Raw genomic sequence first — 23,677 nt, forward strand, 5'->3', positions numbered from 1 at the left:
GATGACCACACACACCGACTGTGTCGACCACGAACTGATCCGGGCAGCGGCGCACGTCGCGGCCACACGCTGCGGGGGCGACAACCACACCATGGCGGCTGCGGCCCGCGCCCGGGACGGCCGGATCGTCACCGCGGTGAACGCCTACCACTTCACCGGAGGCCCCTGCGCGGAGCTGGTCCTGATCGGCACCGCTGCCGCCCAGGGTGCCTATGACCTGGACACCATTGTCGCCGTGGGTGACCGTGACCGAGGCGTCGTGCCCCCATGTGGCCGCTGCCGCCAGGTCCTTCTTGACTACTTTCCAGCCCTCAAGGTCATCGTCGGGACAAAAGACGGACTCCGAACGGTGCCCGTCACTGACCTGCTTCCCGAAAGCTACATATGGGCGGACCACCAGCTCGACGCGGAGGAGAGCGCACCACTCAGCACGAACTGAGGCCCCAGGCGGTTACAGGGCAAACGTTGCCTGCGGCGGCACTAGCTGCAGGATTGCTCGCACGCTGAAGGTGGGGGAGGGGAGCCCGGCTCCCCGGGACGCCGCGACCGTCATCCGCCGTACCGCCGCCGCGAGTGGTGTTCCTGCGCAAGCCGCCTCAGAGCCAGCAGTGCGGGCTCCAGCAGGACGGTCAGCAGGACGGCGCGCTCCGCCTGCTCCAGCGGATCGCCCGCGTCCTGGAGCTGGTCGAGGTCCAACGCGGCGGTGCGGTCGGCGAGTTCGGCATACGGCAGCAAGGACCGCCAGTCGAAGTCCACTCCGAGTGCGCGCAGCGTCTCAAGCGTCTCGGCGACGACGAGGGCCGCGGGCGGGTGCGGGGAGGTCTGCCAGCCCATCTCCGCGGTCAGCGCCGCGACTTCGGACAGCCCGGCCGTATCGGCGCCACCCGAGTCATCCGGTTCGTCCGGCGTGCTGCGGCGCTCGGCGGGCACGACCCCCAGCACCAGCCCGAGCAGCACATGCACATCCCCCAGATGCTCGTCCACGGCGGCCAGTACGTCCTTGGTGGCACTGACCGACAGTCCGCGCACCCCGATCAGCGAGCGGATCAGACGCAGTCGGCGCAGATGGCTCTCGTCGTAGTCGGCCTGGTTGGCGGCCGTGGCCCGGCCGGGCGGCAGCAGCCCGTCCCGCAGGTAGTACTTGATCGTGGGGATGGAGACACCACTGCGACGGCTCAGCTCGGAGACCCGCATCAGGCACCGCCCCTTCCCTGTCCCGCTGGTGATTCCACGGGGTCCTGAATCCCGCTGGCTAATGGATAGTGTCGCTGCCTACTATGGATAGTGTCACTCACCACTCCCTGAAGGCGAGGCCACCGTGCCGACACTGCCCTGGACCATCCCGAATCCGCCCCCGCCGCACGGCACCGCGTTCGTCATGGCATCCCGCTTCGAAGTCCGGTCGGCCACAGACGTTCCCCGCTTCTTCCTGCGCTCCCTGGCCGCCTGGAGCCAGGTACGCAACGCCCCGGGCGCATACGGCGCCTCGCTCATCGCCCGGCCGCTCAAACGCGTGTTCTGCACGCTGTCGGCCTGGGAAGACCGCGATGCGCTGTACACGTACGCCAGAACCGAACCGCACCGCGGCATCATGACGTCCCTGCGCCCGACGATGCGCACCTCCACCTTCACCTTCTGGGAGGTCGACGCCGGTCAGCTGCCCCTTACTTGGGCCGAGGCCGAACAGCGCCTGACCGAGCAGGCCCGCAACGACGCGGCGGGCAGCGGAGCCGCCGGCTGATCAACCAGCCCTCGGCTCCGGGGTTCCCGCACCCGGGCACCGCCGACGCCCGGCGTGCCCTTCGCGTCGTACCGCACACCGTCTGCACGCTGCCGAGGGTCCGCGGGCATCGTCCTGCGCCTGACCGCAGCCACACAGGCCCTCGCGCCGCGCCCGTGGACACTCGCCCGGGCGGCGGCGCACCCGGGCACCTTCGGGCGAACGCCTCGAACTGGCCCGCGCCTACGCCGATTTCGCCCCCGCTCCCGGTCTTCCCGGCGACCCCGAGCGGCCGCGACCTCCATCAACGCGCCCGTCTCGATCACCAAGATCCCGCGCTGGTGCATCACCCGAGACCGCCGTATCAGCTCCCGTCATCGGGTTTTTGGGCCAGGAAGCCGGCGACCGTCCTTTTCGCACCGTCGCCGGGTGCCTGTACGAGCCGCGCGGTGACGACGAGCCCGGCCTGCTCGAGCAGTTCGGCAAGCTGGTCCGCGGGCTGCAGATACGACGTGAACGACACCGGATGACCGCCGTATGCCGTCTCCGGCCGCAGCCGCTCACCGTCTCCCGCGTATCCGGCCATGAACAGCCGGCCCCCGGGTGCGAGGGTGCGGTGGAACTCGGCGAACACGGTCGGCAGCAGTTCCGGCGGCGTGTGATGGGTGGAGTAGTAGGCGAGGATCCCCCCAAGCCCACCGTCCTCGATCTCGAGCGCGGTCATCGACCCCACCAGAAAGCGGAGCTCCGGATAGGCCTCACGGGCCATTTCGACCATCCTCGGCGACACATCGACACCGAACGCCGGCACGCCCAGCCCGGCCAGATACGCCGTCACCTTCCCGGGCCCGCACCCCAGATCCGCGACCGGTCCCCGCCCGCCGCCCTGCATGAACTCGGCGAAGACCCCCAGCATCGCCCGCGACAACGGATCCAACTCACGCGGGTCCGGGACGCGTTCGGTATAGGCGGCGGCGACGGTGTCGTACGACTCACGGACAGCAGCGAGGTAGGACGGCTCATTCATGAGGGGAATCTAGGCGACAGCACTGACACCCGACCGCCGGCCCATGCCTTCCCGCCGTAGCCCGCTTCAGTCGATGGCCGCGCCCGGCATCAGTCGATGACGGCGACGGCCTCGACCTCGACCAGATGCTCAGGCACATCCAGTGCCGCGACGCCCAGCAGTGAGCCCGGCGGGACCGGGGTGATCCCCAGCCTCGCCGCCGCCCGGCCGAGCCCGTCCAGGAGGAGAGGCATCTTGTCCGGGACCCAGTCGACGGCGTAAATGGTCACCTTCGCCACGTCGTCGAAGGTGGCGCCGGCCGCGGCCAGGGCGGTGGCGATGTTGAGGTAGCACTGCTCGACCTGAGCGGCGAGATCGCCTGCGCCCACCGTGACCCCGTCGGCGTCCCAGGCGACTTGACCGGCGATGAAGACCAGCTTCGACCCGGTCGCGATCGACACCTGCCGATAGGCGTCGACCTTCGGCAGTCCGTCGGGGTTCACCAGAGTGATGGCCATGCTGCCTGCCTCCGTTGCGAGAAGAAATGCTCTCTTGTGGTTACTCAGGCACCGTAGGAGAGTGAGCGATGACTTGGAAGAACGCACTTTTCGGTGACTGGGGAACCTGATGGTGACCAAGCGGCTGCTCAAGGGCTTGCCCGAGGACGCTGACCTGCGGCGCGCGGACTCCCTGGCGCGGCAGACCTTCTCGGACGTCGCCAACAAGATCGAGGGTGTCGGCACCAAGATGCTCACCCACGCTCTCGGTGCGTGCTTTGGATGGCTGCGCCGCAAACACCGCCGCGCCACCTGGAAGGAACTCCGCCGCAGATTCGCCTGCGACGGATAGTGGCCGCCACCGGCGATGTGGTCTTGTTCGACCCGTCCGCGGTGAAGATCACTTACTACCGCTACCGGGGAACGAAGTTCCCACCGCCGTGGCCGAGCACTGCGTGAGGAACACCGGCAGGTTCGCCGGGACTTGTGGAGAGCCCGGTGCTCGGTAACGGGCACGCCGGGTTCGGGAGGTTCGGGGAAACCCACCGGTGGAAACACCGACAGGGTGCCCCGAACCGAGCTCACCTGCTGCTGGATTCGTTGTTACGGCAGGGCGGTCGACGGTCCGAGTCCGACACGATCGCTCCGTGCGCCCGCCAGGGCACCTGCCCTGCGCTGAACGCGGCGGGTGGCTACCGGGAGCGCCAGTAGTCGCCGGTGCGGTCGGTGGTCTTGAGGACGCGGTACGGTCCCGGTTCGGCCGGCCAGACCTGCAGCAGGTGCTCTTCCGGCTCGTCGCCCTCACCCGCGTCGGTGTCCGAGCCCCACAGGGTCATGGCATCGCCGGACCAAGGGAGGGAGGCTTCCGCGACGTTGTCCCAGGAGGCGTCGTCGACCGGCGGTGATACGGACCAGGTCTCCGCGGTGATCCGGACGTCGCCGATGTGCGTGCCACAGGTCACCGATGCCGCCGTCGCGCCTTCCTCGGTGACGGCCACGACGCCGGCCTCCACGGGATTGACGAAACGCCGGGGTGGGTCTTACGGGTTGACGATCGCATAGGTGTTGCTCTCGACGAACACAAGCTCGCTGGCGCGCGTGAGTGGTCCTGTGCCCTCAGATCCCCCGGGCATGGTCTCGGCCATGGCTGCGCACCTCCTTGCCGGCTTCGAGGGCCGGGACGCACCGCGAGTGGCACGTCCCGGCCATGAGCAGTGTCTCGGTCGTCCCGGCCTCGGCCGGGTCCCGCCGGGAGCGTACGGTCAGCTCTTCGAGGGGGCAGCCAGTCGGGAGCCGCGGCCGCGCCGCCGGGTGGGAGGATGACGCGCACCCAGAACCGGTCGTTCTCCAGCAGGCGGTTGTCGTTGTACCAGGGTCTGCGGTAGTCCCGGCCCCCCGCGACGTTCTGGCCCGCGTCGATCATGTGCCAAGAGAAGTCCGTGGCCGAAGGCAGCGCCCACAGGCGCACTCCGCGATCGGTGCCGACACACACGCGGGAGCCGTCCGGCGTCACCACCAGGCTTCGCACGCTGCCCTCGACTCCGGACAACGGGTCGGATCGGCTGGAACCCATCCGCAGTCCAGTACCGCTCGGCTCGCGCGGGCGAGGGCGCTCAACTCGGCGAACGCGCGCTGCTCGACGGGGTCAGCGGGTGTCCACTCCGCCTCGTCGAGCATGCGCAGCATCCGCCCTCCCCAAGCCGGCGGTGCTGCGAACGCCAGCCGCCACAGGGACTCCCACCGCTCCGTCGCGCCGAGAATCCCGGCGATGGCCGACCAGTCCCGGTCGGTCACCATGGCAAACCGCCTGGATGGCCGCCCGCCCACGACCGCCCGTACCCACTGCAGGCACGTCTCGTCGCGGGCGCGTTCGGCCAGGTGGAAACGGAGCATGTCGTCGCCGCGCTCGTGCACCTCGCGCAGCGCCGTCCCCGTCGCATCGAGCCTGCGGTATCGCTCGACGTCGCCGGTCAGGAACGACAACACCGCATCACGCTGACCATCCGAATGCCGGTGGCCGGCCTCCTTGACCAGACGGGCGAGCCACGGATCGCCCGTCTCCAGCAGCGCATCGCAGGCCGCATCCACCAGGGGCTGCTCGGCAAGCCCGGTGAACGCCGTCCGCGCGCTGTCCGCGACCTTGGCGTCCCTGTGAGACACCAAGAGGGACACGGCGATCACCGCAAGAGCCCGGACCGAGGTCGGCGTTTGAAGCTTCGAGAGCCGCCGCACGGCTCGGCGGCGCTCCCACCAGCCGCCCGACTCCACCCGCTCGACGAGGACCCCGACACTGTCCATCCCGCTCCGTCAACTCGCTGAACACGAACCCACGTCACTGACGCTATGGCCGTGTCTGCGGGACCGGTCCCGCAGACAGCCGAGCGACAACTTGCCGAGCACCGTCCCGTCCACGCCCTGATCTGGGGCATGGCCGGGAAGGGAAGCCTGCGCCACCGGCGCGCCTTACGGGACGCGTTCCTGGCCGCCGTGAGCACCGGCCTCGCCGCGGAGCCGGACGGGCATCGTCATGAGCTGGTCACGGCCACAGGCCGCGGGCGCGGAACTGCATCACCCGGTAGGGCCAGTTGTCCTCGCTGTGCCACTGGCTGACCGCCAAGTGCAGGTCGTTCAGCGTGGAGCCCGGGATGACGTATCCGCCGTACAGCTGCGCGACGTGCGTGTCGTCCTCGTTGCCCCAATCCGTGCCCCAGATAAGGGTCTGGCGGAGGGCAGTGGTGAGGTCGGAGGTCGGGGTGTCCATGACGATGGCGTCGATGCGGTAGTCACCGGCGTTGAACCAGGTAAGGATCCACTTCCCTTCTGCCGGCATCGGGCGCAGGCACAGCTCGCCGAAGGCGCCCTCCAGGATGGGCGTGGGCGGGTTCCCCCAGGCCCATGCTCCGTTCAGGAAGCCCCAGGTCTCGTAGGCCGCCGGGTCGGCGATCGCCTCGGCGCGGACCCGTTGCAGGATGATCGGCTTGTCGCGCTGGAAGCCGGTGGAGTAGAGATACACGAACCCGTCGTTCCCCAGGCTCCAGCTGAGCTGCTGGAACAACCCGCCGTGCACGTCCGGGGGCCATGTCGCGCCGGTGAAGGCCCAGGTCGCGCCGTAGTCGTCCGAGCGCCAGAGCTCCGTGCGCACCACGTTGCCCAGTTCCCCCTGGTTCAGGATGACGTGCAGGTAGGTGGTGCTGCCGATGGTGATCCCGTCGGTGGGCAGGATGGTGGAGTACTCACCGTTGTTGTGGTCGTACGGCCACAGCTGCTGCGCGGCCTCACCACCGACCGCGCCGGACCAGGTGACCCCGGCGTTCAGGTCCGTGGTCGTCGAGTACAGCGCCACCGGGGAGCGCCACCAGCCGGCGCCGACGGCCGGGCCCTCGAAGGTGTCGCCGAAGAAGAACAGCAGACGGCCGTCGGCCGTGGGGACGGGGATGCCCAGGTCGGTGGCCTCCATGCGGAAACGGGTCGTCAGGCCCGGACCGGTGAGGTCGGCGATCTTGTTCACCTGCAACTGCCGCGGGGACGACGCGGCCCGGGCGGTAGCGGGGGCCAACGACCCCAGCGCGCCCGCGACGGCGGCTCCCGCCGCGGTCCTTAAGAACGTAGCTCGTTTCATGTTGCCTCGTTCCTCAGCTCTGTCGTGTGGTCAGCCCTTGGCGGACCCGTGGACACCCCCGATGCGCTACAGCCGCCCGGACCGGTCATGACGATGACAGGCCGGACCGGGGACCCCTCCCGAGCGATACGATCACCGCCGACACCAGCAAGCTGACGTCGGGCGTCCATCACACGGCGGGCACGCTCAACCAGCCCCGCAACATCATCAAGTCCGGCATCCCGCTGGGCGAGATCACCGCATCTGGTCTGTATGCCCCGTACAACTCCGCGGCCGGCGGCGGCACCCAGATCCTCGCCGGATTCCTCGTTGCCGAGACCGCATTCACCCCCGGCTCCGCGAAGACCGCGGGCGCACTGCTCTGGCGCGGCGAGGTGTATGCGGCGAAGCAGCCCGTCGCCTTCGCGCCCCCGGCCGCCGCGAGCACGACCGCCTTCATCAACGCTCCAGGTAGGCGGCGCATTTGAACCGTCTCGCATGCACAATCAAATCCGCGGCGGGTCGAAGAGAGTCAAGGAGAATTTCCTCCCCAGAATTCGGGGCGGGTTCGCGGGCGGGCTGGTCTTCGGAGTCACCTTTGGGCTCGCAAGGGCGGTCTATGTGGGTTGCCCCGCTTACCCCTGGACCGTGATCGCCTCGACGCTCGGGTTTTGGCTCCTGGCCGGGCTTGCACTCGGACTGGCGGTCGGGCTCGTACTCGCTCTCATGGCCGGGCTTGAGGCTCTCATCGAGACAGAATCCTCGGTAAGCCCGTCGGATCTGTTGAACACGAACCGCAGGACCGTGCTCGCCCAAGTGCTTGCGGTCGAACTGACGATCGGGCTCGGGTATGGAATCGTCGTCGCGCCTGCGAACGGGTTCGAGAAGGGGGTCACGACTGGGCTCGCGAGCGGCTTTGCGGTCGGCCTTGGGGTCGGCACGTTGACGGCTTGGGGCCGGTGGGTGGTCCTGGTCCGAGTCTGGCTACCCCTGACGGGTCGGCTCCCCTGGGCGGTGAACGCCTTCCTGGACGACGCCTACCAGCGAGGCGCGGTCTGCACGATCTCCAGCCAGATGCGGTGCTGGGCGGTGCGGTGGAGGGGGGGCGGGTCCGCAACCCGGTGGCCCGGGCGGCCCGGATGCGGTCCTCGGCCCGGGCCCGCAGCCGGCGACGGAGCTCGAGCTCCGCGATTGGCCGGCCGGATGTGTTGGTGGGGAAGCAGGTAAGCCACATGCCGTCCGCATCGGTCAGCCTCAACTGGGCTCCCGGGTGGGGCCGTTCCTTGCGGACGATCAGCCGCCTCCCCTTCGGCCAACCCTCCAGGACGTCGCCGGTGAGTTCGGCGACCATGCGCCGTCACGGATCTCGCCGCCTGCCTCGACGGCCGGTATCCAGGCGGATGCCGGAACTTTGAGCACCTGCTCGTGAATCGCATCCGTGATCACCATGCCGACCGAGTAGGACAACCACCGTCCTCGCCGGGCCAGCCAGGCCACGAAGTCATGGGTGCTGCTCGCGGAGTTGGTGCGGATCAGGGTCTGGCGTACACGGCCTTCTCGCGAGCTACTGCTGATCGGCGGTGCTCCGAGCGAGTTCTGCCGCGAGTGGGTGAAGTCCTCGTTCGACGCGTCGGCGGGGAGGAACAACAACTGGCACAAGAGAATCCATGACCTGCGACTGCACGTACGCGGGGCGCGCGGTCTGTGTCCCGCGTGGCGGTTGTCCATCGAGGACGTGGTGCACATGGTCGGCAGGCCGACCATCGGCAAGACCACCTTGCTCGCCGTCCTGGCGGTGTGGGCAACAGGACGCCCGCTACACGATTACACGATGGCGTTGGTATCGGGCGATGTGCTCTCGGTGCTGAACCTGGTGGGTGTGACCTGAGTCGGCGTCTACCGGACTCTGCAGCGCCGATCTTGGGCGCGTGCACGCGCGGGCAGCATCTGCACCAGCTGCATCGGCCCGCCAATCCCCGGGTAGCTGGGGTGGAGTCGCTTCGCGACGAGCGGCTGCGCTGGGTGGTCGACGGCGTGTCACCTCCAAAGTGCGATGCCACAGCTGACGCTTCCGGTGAACCTTGGCGATGCTCCTTGTTACGGACGTCTCGAGACCGAGCAGGGCGAGGTCGAGAAGGCGAACGCCCGAGATGAGCAGTGTGCGTGCCCGCTGCCCTTCCGATGCGGTCGGCACGAGGTGGCACGTGCTCTGGTAGACGCCTCGATCTGGGTGGCCACCGCTCCGAGCCTGTTGTACTGCTGTGTCCCTGCGCACCAGCGGTATCTCGAACTGGCTGACGAGCGCTCCCCACCCGCCGAGCGGATGGGGAGCGCCTGCCGTCAGGTCCTGGGTCTGTGGAGAGCGTCGATGGCCTTCGCGACCAGCGCCCGCGCCTCCACTCCATACACCGCCATGCTTCGCATCCGCTCGAACACGTCCGCGCACACCACGATGTCAATGGCCGGTGGGACCGTCACGCGCGCTGACCCGACGGACGATCTACCCCACAGGGTGCATCCGCCACCAGCATGAGACCCCGGAACTGAGTCACGCGAGCCCCTGTGAACAGCCGACTTCAAGATGGCGCTCGCTCAGTGGTATTTCATCTTGCGGTCTTGGTTCTCATGCCGTCATCGGGCGGCGACCATCTCGATGTCCTCTGCCTCCTCCGAGGCATCCGCGGGGATGGCATTGCTCGGACCGCGGAGGAGGATGTAGACGAGCAGCACGCCCATGACGACCACGCCTGCCCACATGGACTGCTGCCATCCGTCGACGTAGGACTGCTTTGCGGCGTGGACCAGGTCCTGCGCCTGTGGGCCTGCGTTGCCCGACGCCTCGATGGCGTTGGCGATGCCGTCCCGTGCGGTGTCCGCGGTCCCCTCGGGGATGCCGTCCAACCTGTCGTCGATGGCGTTGCGGTAGCCGGCCGTCAGGATTGCGCCGAGCATGGCGACGCCGAGTGCGGTGCCGAATTCGCGGGTGACATCGTTGAGGGCGGAGGCGACGCCTTGCTTCTCCTGCGGCAGAGAGCGGGTGATGGCCTCGGTGGACGGCACCATGGACAGACCCATGCCGACGCCCATGAGAATAATGCCGGGCAGGATCTTCAGGTATCCATCGTCGACGGAGACGAACAGGGCCATGAGCGCCAGGCTGACGCCGGTCAGCGCGATCCCCAAGGCCATGGTCGAGCGGGGGCCGATGCGCACGGCCATCTTGGGGGCCACGTTGGCGGACGTCATGATCCCGATGGCCAGGGGCATCAGCGCCGCCGCGGACAGCAGTCCCGACCAGTCGAGCACGGCCTGGAGGAACGGGAAGAGGACCACTTGGACGCCCCCCTGGACACCGAAGACCACTACCAGCGTGATCGAGCCGCCGGACAGGCCGCGCTCACGGAACAGGCGCATGTCCAGCAGCGCGGCGTCCCGGCGGCGCAGCTCCCAGAGCACGAAACCGACCGCGGCGATGAGGCCGACGGCGAGGCTGATCAGAGTCAGAGGTTCGGTCCAGCCGCTCTCCGGTCCCTCCTGCAGGACGAAGATGAGGCCGACCACAGCGACGGTGGATGCCAGTGCGCCGACGGCGTCGAAGGCGTGGGCGGAGCGCTCATGGGAATTGGGCACCGACTTCAGGGTCAGGGCCAGGGCCACGACCACCAGGGCTACGGGCAGGGCGAACAGCCAGCGCCAGTCGGCGACGTCGGTGAGAAAGGCGGAGAGGAACATGCCCAGGACGCCGCCGCCTCCGGCGACGCCGGTCCACACGCCGATCGCCTTGCCGCGCTGCTCCTCGGGGAAAGTGGAGGTGATGACGGCCAGGGTGATGGGCATGATCATTGCTGCGCCGACACCGGCGACCAAACGCGCGGCAAGCATCAGCTCAGCGGTCGGGGCCACGGCCCCCGCAATGCTCGCGACGCCGAAGACGGCCAGCCCGGCGATCAGCATGGGCTTGCGGCCTAAGCGGTCACCGATCGCACCGAGCGGCAGCAACAGCGCGGCCAGGGCGAGGGTGTAGATGTTGATGATCCACAGGACCGTGTCCTGCGAGGCGTCGAACTCGACGGCCATTTGCGTCTGGGCGACGATCAGCCCGGCCACTGACGCGATGACGGCCATCAGCGCTATCGAGACGGCGGTCAGGATCGCGCGCAGCTGACGCGCATCCGGCACGCCCCCGCCGCTCCCGTCAGGGGGTGCCGCCTTTGCAGGGTTCGTACTCATGGATTCCTCTCAAAAAGGGCATGCAGAATCAGTGCTGGAGGTCAGGTTGTGGTGGCGCCCCGTGTTGCAGCGAGGGCTGTGTCGGTGTCAGCAGCGCCGACAGAGGGAGTTGATCTGGGAGGCGGCCGGCGCCCCATGTTGTCGGGCAGCTCCTCCATCGGCAGCTTCAGGCCGTCCAGGCCCTCGGTATGAGCCTGCATCTGGGCCGGGCACCGCGAGGATGTGGCGGGCCGCGACTGTGCCGTCGGTGAGATGTACTCATGCGATGCCGCCGCCCTCGCTGGTCATTGGCTTCCTGTACCGAAACTGATGACGAGGATGTTGATCGTCAGACCAATCAGCGCCGACCAGCGACTTTTGACAGCCATAAGTAAATGATAGTCAATCTCGCTTGAGAGTCAGTCGAGATTGGGTGGAACTCGCCGTTCCGGCGTCGGCGCGGATTGGTGTGACGCTGGAGGAGCACCAGGTCAGCGCCGTCCCGGCTCGCTCTTCCGTGACCGGAACTGCAGGATCCTCAACGGCACCGCGCTCGACGTCTGCGGAGGCCGGATGAGGCGATTGCCCTCGTCGGCGGAGGGGAGTCAGTTCTTGACATTGCCCTTGACGTGCCGCTCTACGAACTCGTGGGCCAGGTCGCCGAACTGCTCACCGAAGGCCAGGGACCTCTCGGTCGTCTCCCTGAAGTGGACGCCGCCATCCACCCGGCTCCTGGCACACGCCTTGTTGAATTCGGAGAAGGTGGCGAAGTGCACCTTGACGTCCTTGGCAGGGGTGATCCCCGGCTCCACCCGCGACGTGCCGGCCGGGAAGTCGATCGTCCAGTCCAGTTCGTCGGAGCCGAAGTAGCGCCGTGCCGCCTGCGCCGCGGCGGCACACAGCGACGTGCTGCCCGACGGGTATTCCGGGTGGTCGCCCGTCGGCAGGTAGCCGACCCACTCGTTGGCCGGAAGGTCGTTGACCGTGCCCTTGCCCGGACCGCCCCAGGCCGTCAGTTTGCTGCGGCCGTACACGTGCCGAACCGCGCTGACCGGCCGCACGGCGTCGAACCCGGCCTTGTGGTGCCAGGCGGCGATCAGCGTGTCGAAGGTCGCCAGGATGTGCCGGAGCGACCACTGAACCCAGCCGTGCACGCCCATCTCGTCGTTCTGGTCGTGCTTGCGGGCGAGGACGAGGGAATGGTGCCCGATCCCCCAGAGCTTGTTGTCCATGATCTCGGCGATCGCCTTGCGCTCGTCGGTGAGCGAGGCCGACGCCTCCACGATCTCGTCCACCGCGCGCTTGTAGGCGCGGGGGTTGGTGTGGTCGCTGAAACGGGGCGCGGCGAGCTTGAACTGGTCCGGGTGCCGGAAGATGTGGGGCTTGGTCAGCCCGATCTGCGGTGTCACGAAGTGCTGAGCGACGAAGATGCCCATATCCCCCGGGCCGCCGCCGACACGACGGCCGTTGTGGGCGCCCAGCTGCGGCTGCCAGCGCGAGGGGTCGACCAGCTTGTAGGGCGTGTTCACGGGCACGTAGCCCGTGTAGTCCGCCCACGGCTTGGGGTGGTACTTACGGCCGCCCTCGTGGCCGAGAACGTTCATGCCATCGTTCTTCAGCGCCTCCCAGGTGGCCTTGGCCGCCACATTGCCGATGCCGACCGGGGTGGTCAGGTTCTCCGACTCGTCGTCGGGGTTCAGGCCGAGCCCTGTCATCAGCTGCCGCAGGCCGCCCGCAAACTGCGGCAGCAGACGCTTCCAGATGCCGAGCTGGACATAGAGGGTGGCGATGTTCAAGTTCCGGTTGGTGGCGGACTCGCTGGAGGGGCGGCGGGGGATCCTGGAGTAAACGCCGACCGCGGTCTCGTGGTACGGCGCCAGTGCGTCGAAAGCCGCCAGCATCGCCACGCGGCTCGTCCACAGGAAGATGGTCGCGTCCATCGGGCCGATGAGCGCCAGCCTGCCCTCTTCGCCGACCGGCGCTTCAGTGGGCTGGGTCCACTTGACGTAGTTGTCCTTGTCGAGGTCGAAGTCGATCTCGGCTGCCTTCTCGCCGGTGGCGGCACTGGCCGTGCGGGAGAAGGCCAGCATGGACAGCGCAGCTGCCGAAGCACCGCCGACCAGCAGCGGTCGACGGCCCAAAGAGGAACCTGAGCCAGGAGTGTGTCCGGAAGTCGTCATGATGATGCTCCTTGTCCTGCCTCTAAAGAGGAGGGAAGAGGGATTAATGACCGTGCCATGGGCCCTCTGGGCTCTTGGGACCAGAGGAGCGGGGGGAGGCTGAGCGCGGCGGTGGGCTGCGGTGCTGGTGCCCGTCGCCGTGGCAGTAGGCGATGCCCCACAGCCTGTTGTCGAAGACCTCCGCGAGCACCTTCTGCTCGTCGGTGAGCGAGGCCGGCGCCTCCAGGATCCCGTCCACCGAGCGCTGGTAGGCGCGGACGTTGGTGTGGTCGGTGTGATCGGGCGGACGCAGTGGGAATTGGCTCGGGTCGGTGAAGGTTTAGGGCTCGACCAGGTTGTCGCCGGTGTAGTCCTCAAAGGGCTGGCCGTCGTACTTCCGGCCCTCGTTGCCAAGGAAATTCATGCCGTCCCTCAGCCGGGCCTTGACGGCGGCTGTGCCGGCTACGTCGCCGATGCCGACAGGGCTGGTCAGATTCTCCGACTCGTCGTCGGGGTTCAAGCCGAGCGCGGCGAACAGGCTCCGGACGCCCGGCACCTGCTTCGGCAGTATGACCCTGATCACCTGGTACTGGGCATGCAAGCAGGCGATGTTCATGGTCCGGTTCGTGGACTCGCTGGAGGGGCGGCGGGGGATCCGGGCGTGCACGCCGACCGCGGTCGGGTGGGAGGGCGTCACCGCGTCGAACCACGAAACAAGGACGACGTGGGCCATCCAGAGGATTACGGTCACGTCCATGGGGCCAGAGATGCGCCAGGGCCGTCCCCTTGGTGTCCTGGTCCTCTTCGCTGGGCCGGGTCCATGCGATGTAGCTGCCGGTGCCGAGATCAAAGTCGATCTTGGGCGGCTCGTCGCCCTGTCGGGCAGCGGCCGTTCCGCCGAGTCCCATAGCCGGCGCCGCCGCACCGTTGGCTCTACCGAGCAGAAGCGACCTGCGCGGTGGTGAAAAAGCTGATACTGGAGCGGGTCTTCGTCCAGACGCCGCCATGGTGCGCCCCGTTTCTTTGAGGAGCTGGATTTCCAGAAGTGTGTGGTCGGTGTCCTGGTAGGGGCGCCCACGAAGGGTGCGGTCGCAAACTCCTTTTCCTCAGCCGGCTTGAGCTTGTCAGATGCAGGCTTGAGGATTCCTTGGATAACGCTCGAATTCCGCTGTCCATGTTTAGGCTTGCCCGCGACCCTCGATGAGGGGACGAGTTGCAACCTGTAGCGTTACGAACTCCCGCCACGGGCCGACCCGTCAGCCGGATGACTCCAGAAGCGCCCACCGTCGACGATCCCGCAGTCAATCTAGTGCTTCCTCGCGGGGGCGTCAGGATCTCCGAGTCTTGCTGTCCTGGAGAGGGAAGATGACACCACAGTTCGCCGGGAATCCACCCTCTTAGGTGGACAGAATCGGCCAGACATTATGACGCGAAAACGTCGCATCGACCTGTCGGGCTGATTCCTCGATGGTCGAGTGCATCCCCCAATGCCTTCGGACCTCAAGTACTCCAAGCAGTCGATGTCGATCATTTATTCTAGGGAACCTCTTGTTCGCGAGCGGCCTTACCAGCCGCCGCTCGAAAGTCACTCGGCGTGCATTAGGGAAAGGAATCTTCTTGGTATGCCGACTGCCCGGCGCCGAAATTCGCGGGGTGACGAAATTGGGGCGTACCATGCCCGTGTGCCTGCTCATCATAGGCAAGAAAAATGTCAGACCGACGTCCTGATCACGAACGGTAGTTCGTCATACCTGCAGTAGCGTGGGCTGGCGGCTGGGTGGTTCGGTCGAACAGCGGCGCCAAGAGTCAACTGCCGTGCTGGGGGCCGAAGATGACCGCCCTCCGTTCGTGTCCGCACGCGCCAGGCCCGTTGGGGGAGTACGCGGCCCGGTTTGTACTCCAGTTGTAGATCGTGATCTCGATGGTGAGGGGCGCCGAGGAGACAGGTGGTCAGTGTCGATCATCCGGACGAGATCGACCACGCCACCGAGGGTGTCCGTTCCTTCTCGCCTACCCGACTACTCAAGTCCACCGAGACGGAGGGCGTCCCTTAATGCGCTGAGCTTCTCGGTCGTCGCCGGGGTCCGCTCCTTCGCCTGTCCAGCGAGTCGGAGGGCATCCTCAATCTCGTTGAGTTTCGCGTAGGGCAGGGCGCCCGCCCGCTCGATCAAGTCGTCCCGGGACACGGTGGTCAGCCACGTGCAAGGGGTAAAGCCCGGACACGGGAACGCGAACCGCAGCACGCCTTCAAAGGGCAGTCCTTCCATGGCGCCTACTGCCACTTCGACGCCCAGACCGCTGATGTCGACGCCCGCCGGAGCCACGACCTGCATCACCCGGATCCCGGACGCGTCGCCTTCCGACAGCAGTACGACCGGCCGCCGCTCGTCGAACTCGACCCACCAGACTTCGCCACGTTGCACATGTCCTCCTGACACAGGACGGCAGGCGGACGCTGCGCGACCCTGACGCGCTGTGGAGACGGGTGCGGCCACGTTGATCATCGGTGTGTGAAGACAAACGATCACGCAGTGGCCGCAGTCACAGCGTAGACCCTCCCCGCTGGCAGGAGGCGTTCGATGGCCTGATGAGCCGGATAGCCGGGCGGTTCGCGCGGGTCGAACCCCGCCTCCGGGCCAAGCGCTTGGCGCTGGGCCTGCTGTCGGATCTGCCGCGCAAGAACTGCTGGACGATCGCAGAGTGGGCCGGGGAGGCCACCCCTGGCCTGGTAGAGGCGTAAAGGGCCTCTGAACAGGTGCTTTGCTGTCTCGGTACAGGTTCCCGTTTTCCGTCTAGCTCGGTCCTCATCTGGGTGATTCCGGCTGTTCCTGACCGCTACTGGTCACGCGCTGGTCACGTGACCAACCGTCGGGGGCGGCCCCTGCGAAGCTTCTCGACGACGTCCTCGTCGAGCTGCGACGGCTCCGACCCGCCTGCCCCGACCCCCCCAGCGACCACTCTCCTGCTCATGCTGTACGAGGCGTACGAGGGTGGCAGCGACACCGTCAAAAGCGGCGGTGGTGGCCTTCGGGATCCACCCGCGAGTGGTCGGGGACGTGGCAGCCGCCGTCTCTACTCTGCACCGTGGGCCGGAGATAGGACGCCGGGGCCAGGGGATGGGCGGAAGCCCAGTGCGTAGCTCCGCCGAAGGCGTCCTTGACGGCTCGGCACGGCTCGCACACTCCACGAGCGGGCGGCCCTGGCTCGCCACCTGCGAGGTGCTCGCTTTCGCTCCCCACTCGGTTTGGTAACGGAGCAAGTGAGGCGACGAGTAGTCCTGGCCGAATCCAGAGATGCTCATCAGGATCATGCGCTCAGGGTTACTCGGACGCCTGCCTCCCGCTGCCCGTACGGTCCACTCGGGCGCGGCCGCCCGTGCCCGCTTGGAGGGGGCAAAGGCAGACCATGACCAACGTCGCCATCGATGGGTGGACTGGTGCCGGGAGGCCGCCGACGTGTCGGTGGCGGCCTCCCAGTGTTCATGCGCTCTGATCAGCTCAGCTCGTCGGGGTAGAACGGTCCGAACCTGTTGTTCACCTTGCTGGTGCTCCAGTTGATCTGGTCGACCCACTCGGAGATACGGGAGGCCACCTTCTTCTGGGTGGTGGTGACTCTTTCGACGGCCCCGACGAGAAAGCCGGCGCGCAGCAGCGGATGCTGGTCACCCGATGCGAGTTCGCGGTCGAGCCACTGAGATGCCAGCGGACGGTAGTCGCCGCGCATGCCGGAGACCAGCAGGTGCGGCGTACTGATGTAGTTCCCGGCGTCCTCCTGGACGAGCAGGCGCAGGTTCTCGAAGCGCTCCCATGCCTCGGTGAATGCGCTCTCGTTGGCCACCACGTGCCCGGTGAAGATGGGCTTGAGGTACCCGTGTACCCGTGCCGCGGAGGTGCGCAGGCCGAGAACCGTCTCGGGCCCGAGCAGGGCCGCCGCGGGCATGTCGGCCCTGCGCATGATGTCCTCGGCACGGGTGCCGGTGAGCAGGCGGGCCGCCAGCGGCCAGCGCTCGGCCGCGATGGCGGCGATACCGGCGCTGTGCAGGAGCAGGGTGGCCGGCGCGCGGCGCAGGTCGTTGAGCGCCCTCTGCCCGTTACCCCAGGTGACGGTTGCGAGGCGCTCGATGTCGGCGAACCAGTACCGGTCTGTGGTGTCGTTGCCCCAGTAGGCGGTGACCGCGGCGAGGGCGGCCAGCGTCTCGTCTCGAACTTTGCCTCTTGGAGGCGGTCGACGAGGTTGGCTTGGATCTCCTGGAGGCGTGGCATCTGGGCTGGATCCACGAGCAGTAGGGGGCATCTGACACAGGCTTCTCTGAACTAGCGATCGCTACTCGAGGCTCTGTGTAAACCGCTGGCAGCTGGGTCCTCGCCGGGCAAGGATGCAGCCATGCGCTATGCCAGCACCGACCCCGAGCTCATGGACCTGGTCCGACGATTCGTCACGCCCGGCCGGCGGTACCTGCGGCTGGGTGGAAGCTCGCTGCGGTTGAGCGGGCCTGAGCGCGACCTTTTCATGAGGGAGCTGGTCCAGGCTGCCGGGGAGATCACTCCCGCTGAGCTAGGCATCCTTTTCGAAGGCGGTTGGCGAGAGCGTAAGACTGCCTCCTGGCTGGTTGTTGTAGCCGGCAGGACCGAGTTCCGCAGCCGCATCGGCGAACTCCTGCTGGCCAGCGGAGGCCCCTACGGCGGGTCCTACTGCATCACTCTTGCCACTTTCGGCACCAGCGCGGACGCCGATCTGGTCTGCAGATACCTTGATCGCTACTTGCCTCAACCCGACCTCGTCTACGACCAGACCTTTGCTCTCAGCACACTGCTTCACCTCGATGCCGTCCTCGGGACCGAGCGAGCATCCCGATACCTTGCCGCCGGTGGCCTGTGGCAGCAGTGGACCGATGCCACGTCGAACATGGTGCGAGATCCGCAGGAGTACCGGCAGGTCGTGGACCAGCTCTGTTCCTTCGCCAGCGAGTGCGCTGAACTCTTCGCCAGAATGGAAACCAGGCGCTGATCCTCCCGGCCTGACCGCTGGACGCCGACTGCTTCGCACCCCTCGGTAGAGTCTGGACAATGACAGGAAACCAGGGCCGCTGGCCAAAGATCGACCAGGATGGTGGCATCGAGGACGTGACACTCCTCATCCTGGAATGGCTGGGTGAGCAGGGCGTGAATGCCATGATCAGGATTGACGCCGAGAGGGTGGCTGATAACGCGCCGGCGCGGACGTTCGCAGCCAGCGGCGGTCCCTTGGAGCACGGCATGCGTGCTGATGGGAGGACTGTGCAGCAATGCATGTCCACAGCCCTGTCCCAGCTGCGTGAGGCCGGGCTGTCGGTTCCGTTTTGATCCTCGTCTTCGCTCGCCTCTGGGTTCGATCATGACGTTGGTCTCGGCGTCCCAGCGGTTCCTGCGGACCGGCTGAAGCCCGGCATGCCGAGCTGGACCGCAGCCGACTGTCTCTCGGCTAGTGCGTCGACCTGGGCGAGCTTGTCTTTGGCACCGGCCAAGCTGACACGAAGCCCCTCAACTGAAGTTTCCCCGTGATCTTGGATACTCGTCGGTTATGCCGCGAGGGCGTGTTGGTGCCGCTGCCTGGTCTCGGCCGGGGTGAGGTAGCCGAAGGTCTTGTGCTTGCGCAGGCGGCGGCGGTTGTAGAAGGTCTCGATAAAGGTGAAGACTTCGGCGCGGGCGGTGGCCCGGTCGGGCCAGATGCGGGTGCCGATCTCTTCCTTGAGCAGGGCCCAGAAACTCTCCGCGGCCGCGTTGTCGAAGCATGATCCGGTGCGTCCGCAGCTGTTCCGCAGTCCCAACTCCCTTATTCGGTCGCAGAATTGGGTCGAGGTGTATTCGCTGCCGCGGTCACTGTGGATCACGCAGCCAGGCTCCAGGTTCCCTCGGCCGTAGGCCATGTCGAGGGCGTCCACGACGAGTTCTGCGCGGTGGTGATCAGCCATGGCATAACCGACGACCTCGCGGGTGGCCAGGTCCAGCCAGCGGGCGAGGTAGAGCCAGCCCTCGGCAGTGGGCAGGTAGGTGATGTCGCCGACCAGCTTGATCCCGGGCCGCTCGGCGTGGAAGTCGCGGCCGATCAGGTCAGGGGCCGGCTTCGCCTTCTTGTCGGGCCGGGTCAACGAGCGGCGCTTGCGCCGGGTGACGCCTCGGATGTCGCGCTCGCGTATCACGCGGGCGATGCGCTTGCGGTTCACTCGCCGCCCCAGACGCCGCAGTTCGGCGTGGATGCGCGGGACACCGTAGGTGTGGCGGGAGGCGACGTGCAGCACTGTGATCTCGTGCGCGAGCGCGTCGTCGGCGGCCTGCCGGGCATGGCGGGCGGTCTCGCCCTCGCGCCACGCGTAGTAGGAGGAGCGGGCGACGTGCAGCACCCGGCACAACAGAACAATCGGGTAGTTCGCCTTCTCCGCATGGATGAACCGGCACAACTCGCTCACCGGTCGTTCTCCTTCACGAAGAAGGCGGTCGCTTTTTTCAGGATCTCGATCGTCTGCTGCTGCTCGCGGTTCTCCCGCCGCAGCCGCTTGAGCTCCTCGCGCTCGGCACTGCTCAATTCACCGGGAGTGCCCTCGCCCTGCTCCGCCTTCGCCTTGCGGTACCAGCCACGCAGGGACTCGGAGCTGATGCCGAGTTCCCGGGCGACTGCCGTGACCGTCTTGCCCGAGGAGTCGACGAGCGCGATCGCGTCCCGCTTGAACTCTTCGGTGTACCGCTTCGTGTACTTGCTTCCCACCTGGTGCTACTTCCTCTGGAACCTCAGGTCCCAGTCTCCAGGTGTCCACGATCAAGGGGAAGGTTCACGGTTTTGATTGACCCCGCCTGCCGCACGTCGCACCGCTCCATGCGGCCCCACGCCGCGAAGGAATGACCGGCAGCCGAGCACGGCCCTGCCGTCACCCCATCAAGGGCTGGAGAACAACGACACCCACAACCTCATCCCCACCGGGCCATCCCACACGCCCGCCGTCACGCAGCTCGCTGACGGCGAGTTGCTCCATGCTGCCCACAACCGCCCGACAACCTGCACAAACACGGCACTTGACGTTCCTCGCCCCTTCAGGAATGACAATTACTCCCCTGGTCATGGCCCCGACCATGCGGGAGGACGACACCTTGGTCAACACGCGCTTACGCCCGGCCCGCTGGTTGTCCTTGATCGGCACCTTGCCGATACGGACACGCTCAGCAAGGTCGACCCGCTGGTGGTGACCCAGGTGACGGCCGACCAACTCAAGAACCTCAGCATCACGGCCGGTGACGCGCAGCCGGTCCTGAATCCGGGCCCCGGACGGGGCCGCGACGGTGAACGGGTCAGCGAGTACACGAAGATGCTCCTTCTTCCGCCTGCGCGCCACTCGCTGACCTCCTCTCAACTCGACTACCGAAAGTATCTATCTTGGCCAATACTGGCCTACAAATCGTGTTCGCTGACCGTGGACTTGACCGCTCTGGTGAGTGCGCGGGCCTTCGCGGAACGCGGCCCGTACAGGCGCCCAGAGAACGACGTGACCACTGCGAGCATGTCCCGCACCAGATCCCCATCGCCGACACCATCCAGCTCCTCGTCCCCGCCCACGATCTCCAGCCGGCAAGCCCACGACGGCAGCACCACCTCAGCCAACAGGCCCGTACCAAACCGCGCCAGCCGCTCATCATGCGTGACCAGCAGCGCAGTCACGCCCTCCTGCTGGCAGGCCCGCAGCGCCCGGCGAAGACTCTTGCGCTTGTCCGACAGTCCCGAGGCGACATCGAAGAACTCCCCAGCCACCGGCCGGCTACCGGCAGCGTCCCGAAGCCGGGCAAGCTGTCGGTCCAGATCCCCTTCGCCCCGCTGACGGTGCGAGGACACACGCCCATACAGCACCACCGAGCCATCGCGCTCAACCGGTCGGCCCCGCGTCCGCGCAACCCCGTCCAGGTCGCCCACGCGGAAGATCCGCCGACCGCCCGGAGACCTCCGGTCCTCCAGCAGACCTTCGAGGGTGTACGGCCGAAGCGTCCGCGTCGACACCCCAAGCCGCTTCGCAGCCCGCCCAAAGAGATGATCCCGACAAGGGCAGCGAGCCCCACGCCGACGTCCGGGCATCCACGTCCGGACGTCCGGAGACGCATCTGGACACGACAAAGCCCCCCGAACGCGACGAACACAACGGGGGACGGCCTGCTGAGCAGCACTAATACTGGCAATATAGGTGGTATGACCGATTTGTTTAGCGGTGGAGGCTTCACCGCCCCCACTGTGTGCGGGTGAGCAGGAGGCGCGGTGACGGCTGACAAGGCTGGCTCCGTGAGCGACGCAGAGCCGCCCGAGCTGCTGCTGTTCGGCTCCCCGGCAGCCCCTGGCGAAGACGCCTGGGGGGAAGGAGCGCCGGTCACGGAGACGCTGGACCTCGTCCTCCACCATGCGACAACATGCCTGGACGGCCTGGGCGCCCTGGTGCACCGGCATGATCCTGCCGCCGGTCGGCTGCGCCTGGTCGCGGCCAGTGGGCTTGCCCGGGCAGGCGTGGGGGAGTGGGCGGATCTGCCCGACGAGCAGGACGTGGCGCCCGCGCACGCCGTGCGGCGTGGTGCCTTCGTCTGCGTTGCCGGGGACAGCCTGGGGATCGGCGCGGCCGGCACGGCGGCAATACCTCTCCCCGGCGCCGATGGGCCGGTCGGTGTGCTGTCCGTGCTCACGGCAGGGCCCGGTGAGCCAGATGAGGCGCAACGGTCCCTACTGCATGCGTTGGCGGCGTGGGCCGGTGCGCGCCTAAGTGGCGGGGCGGCCACGTCGCCCGGCCCTGGTCCGGTGGCCGGGGCCAAGCGATCTGTACGCATGGGTGAGCTGACCGCCGCGCTGGCTGAGGCCGTCACCTCCCACGACGTTGTGCAGGCAGTGGCTGAGTTCGTCCTGCCCCCGTTCGGTGCCGACGGGCTGGTGTTTCAGATGCTGGAAGGCGGCCGCCTGAAAGTCGTCGGCGCCGCCGGATATCCGCAGGAATTCCTCAGTCTGGTCGACGGGATCCCGCTCGCCGCCCATGCCTCTTTCCACGATGTGGTGCGAACTCGTACTCCTCGGTTCATCGAGTCGACGGCCGAGGCTTTCAGACGCTATCCGGCGCTGAGGCATGTGCACGAGGTGTCACCGAAGGAGGCGTGGGCGTTTCTGCCCATGATGGCCTCCGGACGCGTCATCGGCTTGTGTGTGGTGTCCTTCAGTGAGCCGCGTTCCTTCAGCGACGAGGAGCGCACCTTGCTGACGGCGCTGAGCGGCCTGGTCGGTCAGTCCCTGGAGCGGGCCCGCCTCTACGACCTGGAGCACGCCCGGGCCCAGGAACTGCAGCGCGGACTGCTGCCCAGGACGCTGCCCCGCCTGCCCGCCGCCAGCGCCGCCGCCCGGTACCTGCCCGCGGGCCGGGGCGAGGAAGTGGGTGGCGACTGGTACGACGTGATTCCGCTGTCCGCCGACCGGGTCGCCATGGTGATCGGCGACGTCATGGGGCACGGCATCACCGAGGCGGCCATCATGGGTCGGCTGCGTACCGCCGTACGCACCCTCGCCGACCTGGAGATGCCCCCCGACGAGTTGTTCAGCCGTCTCAACGACCTGGTCTCCGAGCTTGGCGAGGACTTCTACGCCACCTGCCTGTACGCCATTTTCGACCCCGTCGCGCGCACGTGCACGTACTGCCTGGCCGGTCACCCCCCGCCGGTTGTCGTCCACCCCGATGGCACCGTACACAGCCCCGAGGGGACTCCCGACCCTCCGCTGGGGGCCGCCAGCCCGCCCTTCGCCACTCACCAACTGCACTTGCCAGACGAGAGCCTTGTCGTCCTGTGCACCGACGGGCTCATCGAATCCGCCACCCGGGACATCGACCAGGGACTCGCTCAACTGCGGCAGATCCTCTCCCAGGGCACGGCCCACACCGCCTGTTTCGAGGCCGCCGACGAGGACGACGATGTCCGATGCCTGGAGGAGCTGTGCGACAGGGTCGTCTCGGCTCTGCTGCCCGACCAGGGGCAGACCAATGACGACGCCGGCCTCCTCGTCGTCCATACCCGGTGCGCCGCCGCCCGTGATGTCGCCTCCTGCAGCCTTCCCGACGATCCCCGGGCAGCCGGACAGGCCCGCGAATACATCCGCAAACAGCTCGACACATGGGGGCTGGGCGACCTCGCGCTGACCACGGAGCTACTGGTGAGCGAGCTGGTCGGCAACGTCGTCCGGCACGCCAAGGGCCCCATCCGCCTGCGCCTGCTGCGCAGCCGCTCACTGATATGCGAGCTCTACGACGGCAGCCTCACCACCCCCCGCATCCGCCACGCCAGTTACACCGACGAAGGCGGACGCGGCCTGCAACTCATTGCCGCCCTTTCCCGGCGTTGGGGCGCCCGCTATCTCCAGGACGGCAAGTGCATCTGGACGGAGCAGGACCTCCCGCTTGCGCATGCCTCCGGAGAACCTGGGCGCACAAGCGTTCTCGCGTAGCGGCAG

General features: G+C 67.5%; 23 protein-coding genes and 3 pseudogenes. 9 read left to right on the forward strand and 17 right to left on the reverse strand.

Features of this window, described 5'->3' with window-relative positions:
• The first annotated feature begins 1 nt into the window (after position 1).
• Positions 2 to 439, forward strand: coding sequence for a cytidine deaminase (locus QQY66_RS48610; protein ID WP_301987023.1), 438 nt, complete (start codon positions 2 to 4; stop codon positions 437 to 439).
• A gap of 110 nt (positions 440 to 549) precedes the next feature.
• On the opposite strand, the gene QQY66_RS48615 is transcribed toward QQY66_RS48610, so the two are convergent.
• Positions 550 to 1,194 (reverse strand): MerR family transcriptional regulator, encoded by a 645-nt coding sequence (locus QQY66_RS48615; RefSeq protein WP_301987024.1) that lies wholly within the window; start codon positions 1,192 to 1,194, stop codon positions 550 to 552.
• Between the two features lie 124 nt (positions 1,195 to 1,318).
• Here QQY66_RS48615 and QQY66_RS48620 point away from each other — a divergent pair, with 124 nt between their 5' ends.
• Entirely contained in the window at positions 1,319 to 1,741 is a 423-nt protein-coding gene (locus tag QQY66_RS48620) for a DUF3291 domain-containing protein (RefSeq protein WP_301987025.1), read from the forward strand.
• 343 nt (positions 1,742 to 2,084) lie between these two features.
• Here QQY66_RS48620 and QQY66_RS48625 read toward each other — a convergent pair whose 3' ends face one another.
• Positions 2,085 to 2,747, reverse strand: a complete 663-nt coding sequence (locus QQY66_RS48625; protein ID WP_301987026.1) for a class I SAM-dependent methyltransferase — start codon at positions 2,745 to 2,747, stop codon at positions 2,085 to 2,087.
• A gap of 89 nt (positions 2,748 to 2,836) precedes the next feature.
• Positions 2,837 to 3,244: a RidA family protein gene (locus tag QQY66_RS48630; RefSeq protein WP_301987028.1), complete on the reverse strand. Its 408-nt coding sequence runs from the start codon at positions 3,242 to 3,244 to the stop codon at positions 2,837 to 2,839.
• Positions 3,245 to 3,353: 109 nt separating this feature from the next.
• Here QQY66_RS48630 and QQY66_RS48635 point away from each other — a divergent pair.
• Positions 3,354 to 3,452, forward strand: a pseudogene (locus QQY66_RS48635) (transcriptional regulator); the annotation flags it as partial.
• Positions 3,453 to 3,915: 463 nt separating this feature from the next.
• On the opposite strand, the gene QQY66_RS48640 reads toward QQY66_RS48635, so the two are convergent.
• From QQY66_RS48640 to QQY66_RS48650, 3 genes are all read right to left on the reverse strand, one after another.
• Positions 3,916 to 4,221, reverse strand: coding sequence for a hypothetical protein (locus tag QQY66_RS48640; RefSeq protein WP_301987030.1), 306 nt, complete (start codon positions 4,219 to 4,221; stop codon positions 3,916 to 3,918).
• Between the two features lie 511 nt (positions 4,222 to 4,732).
• Positions 4,733 to 5,521 (reverse strand): hypothetical protein, encoded by a 789-nt coding sequence (locus QQY66_RS48645; protein WP_301987032.1) that lies wholly within the window; start codon positions 5,519 to 5,521, stop codon positions 4,733 to 4,735.
• Between the two features lie 238 nt (positions 5,522 to 5,759).
• Entirely contained in the window at positions 5,760 to 6,779 is a 1,020-nt protein-coding gene (locus QQY66_RS48650; protein ID WP_301987034.1) for a DUF4185 domain-containing protein, read from the reverse strand.
• 89 nt (positions 6,780 to 6,868) lie between these two features.
• Between QQY66_RS48650 and QQY66_RS48655 the strand changes: the two genes are divergently transcribed.
• Complete coding sequence (locus QQY66_RS48655) at positions 6,869 to 7,309, forward strand: head decoration protein (protein ID WP_301987036.1); 441 nt, start codon at positions 6,869 to 6,871, stop codon at positions 7,307 to 7,309.
• A gap of 561 nt (positions 7,310 to 7,870) precedes the next feature.
• Here QQY66_RS48655 and QQY66_RS48660 read toward each other — a convergent pair.
• Positions 7,871 to 8,366, reverse strand: a pseudogene (locus QQY66_RS48660) (transposase); the annotation flags it as partial.
• Here QQY66_RS48660 and QQY66_RS48665 point away from each other — a divergent pair.
• On the forward strand, positions 8,329 to 8,709 hold the full coding sequence (locus tag QQY66_RS48665; RefSeq protein ID WP_301987797.1) for a hypothetical protein: 381 nt from the start codon (positions 8,329 to 8,331) through the stop codon (positions 8,707 to 8,709). The pseudogene QQY66_RS48660 and the gene QQY66_RS48665 overlap by 38 nt on opposite strands.
• A gap of 743 nt (positions 8,710 to 9,452) precedes the next feature.
• Here QQY66_RS48665 and QQY66_RS48670 read toward each other — a convergent pair.
• The 5 genes from QQY66_RS48670 to QQY66_RS48690 form a co-directional block, all read right to left on the reverse strand.
• Complete coding sequence (locus QQY66_RS48670; protein ID WP_301987038.1) at positions 9,453 to 11,051, reverse strand: MFS transporter; 1,599 nt, start codon at positions 11,049 to 11,051, stop codon at positions 9,453 to 9,455.
• A gap of 584 nt (positions 11,052 to 11,635) precedes the next feature.
• Positions 11,636 to 13,210 carry a DUF6851 domain-containing protein gene (locus QQY66_RS48675; protein WP_301987039.1) on the reverse strand — a complete coding sequence of 525 codons (1,575 nt, stop codon included), beginning with the start codon at positions 13,208 to 13,210 and terminating at the stop codon, positions 11,636 to 11,638.
• Between the two features lie 43 nt (positions 13,211 to 13,253).
• Positions 13,254 to 13,448, reverse strand: a complete 195-nt coding sequence (locus tag QQY66_RS48680; protein ID WP_301987041.1) for a hypothetical protein — start codon at positions 13,446 to 13,448, stop codon at positions 13,254 to 13,256.
• Between the two features lie 81 nt (positions 13,449 to 13,529).
• Positions 13,530 to 13,946: a DUF6851 domain-containing protein gene (locus QQY66_RS48685; protein WP_301987042.1), complete on the reverse strand. Its 417-nt coding sequence runs from the start codon at positions 13,944 to 13,946 to the stop codon at positions 13,530 to 13,532.
• Between the two features lie 1,261 nt (positions 13,947 to 15,207).
• The gene (locus tag QQY66_RS48690) at positions 15,208 to 15,612 is read right to left on the reverse strand and encodes a type II toxin-antitoxin system PemK/MazF family toxin (RefSeq protein WP_301987043.1); all 405 of its coding nucleotides are present in this window, start codon (positions 15,610 to 15,612) and stop codon (positions 15,208 to 15,210) included.
• A 164-nt stretch (positions 15,613 to 15,776) separates the two neighbouring features.
• Here QQY66_RS48690 and QQY66_RS48695 point away from each other — a divergent pair.
• Positions 15,777 to 15,911 (forward strand): annotated as a pseudogene (locus QQY66_RS48695) (IS701 family transposase); the annotation flags it as partial.
• Between the two features lie 770 nt (positions 15,912 to 16,681).
• Here QQY66_RS48695 and QQY66_RS48700 read toward each other — a convergent pair.
• The gene (locus QQY66_RS48700; protein ID WP_301987044.1) at positions 16,682 to 17,482 is read right to left on the reverse strand and encodes a hypothetical protein; all 801 of its coding nucleotides are present in this window, start codon (positions 17,480 to 17,482) and stop codon (positions 16,682 to 16,684) included.
• Positions 17,483 to 17,572: 90 nt separating this feature from the next.
• Between QQY66_RS48700 and QQY66_RS48705 the strand changes: the two genes are divergently transcribed.
• Together QQY66_RS48705 and QQY66_RS48710 are read left to right on the forward strand one after the other, a co-directional pair.
• Positions 17,573 to 18,196 (forward strand): DUF6000 family protein, encoded by a 624-nt coding sequence (locus QQY66_RS48705; protein WP_301987045.1) that lies wholly within the window; start codon positions 17,573 to 17,575, stop codon positions 18,194 to 18,196.
• A gap of 59 nt (positions 18,197 to 18,255) precedes the next feature.
• A complete protein-coding gene (locus QQY66_RS48710) occupies positions 18,256 to 18,531 on the forward strand; it encodes a hypothetical protein (protein ID WP_301987046.1) in 276 nt (91 codons plus the stop codon).
• Between the two features lie 215 nt (positions 18,532 to 18,746).
• On the opposite strand, the gene QQY66_RS48715 is transcribed toward QQY66_RS48710, so the two are convergent.
• The 4 genes from QQY66_RS48715 to QQY66_RS48730 form a co-directional block, all read right to left on the reverse strand.
• A complete protein-coding gene (locus QQY66_RS48715) occupies positions 18,747 to 19,634 on the reverse strand; it encodes an IS3 family transposase (RefSeq protein WP_301987047.1) in 888 nt (295 codons plus the stop codon).
• Positions 19,631 to 19,930 (reverse strand): transposase, encoded by a 300-nt coding sequence (locus QQY66_RS48720; RefSeq protein WP_046428639.1) that lies wholly within the window; start codon positions 19,928 to 19,930, stop codon positions 19,631 to 19,633. Before QQY66_RS48720 ends, QQY66_RS48715 begins: the two co-directional genes overlap by 4 nt.
• 160 nt (positions 19,931 to 20,090) lie before the next feature.
• On the reverse strand, positions 20,091 to 20,552 hold the full coding sequence (locus QQY66_RS48725) for a hypothetical protein (RefSeq protein ID WP_301987049.1): 462 nt from the start codon (positions 20,550 to 20,552) through the stop codon (positions 20,091 to 20,093).
• A gap of 56 nt (positions 20,553 to 20,608) precedes the next feature.
• A complete protein-coding gene (locus QQY66_RS48730; protein ID WP_367667063.1) occupies positions 20,609 to 21,601 on the reverse strand; it encodes an IS607 family transposase in 993 nt (330 codons plus the stop codon).
• On the opposite strand from QQY66_RS48730, the gene QQY66_RS48735 reads away from it, so the two are divergent.
• A complete protein-coding gene (locus QQY66_RS48735) occupies positions 21,485 to 23,671 on the forward strand; it encodes a SpoIIE family protein phosphatase (protein ID WP_301987052.1) in 2,187 nt (728 codons plus the stop codon). The two genes, QQY66_RS48730 and QQY66_RS48735, sit on opposite strands and share 117 nt — an antisense overlap.
• The last annotated feature ends 6 nt before the right edge of the window (positions 23,672 to 23,677 follow it).

Origin of the sequence: Streptomyces sp. DG2A-72, assembly GCF_030499575.1 — a bacterium.
GTDB lineage: Bacteria > Actinomycetota > Actinomycetes > Streptomycetales > Streptomycetaceae > Streptomyces.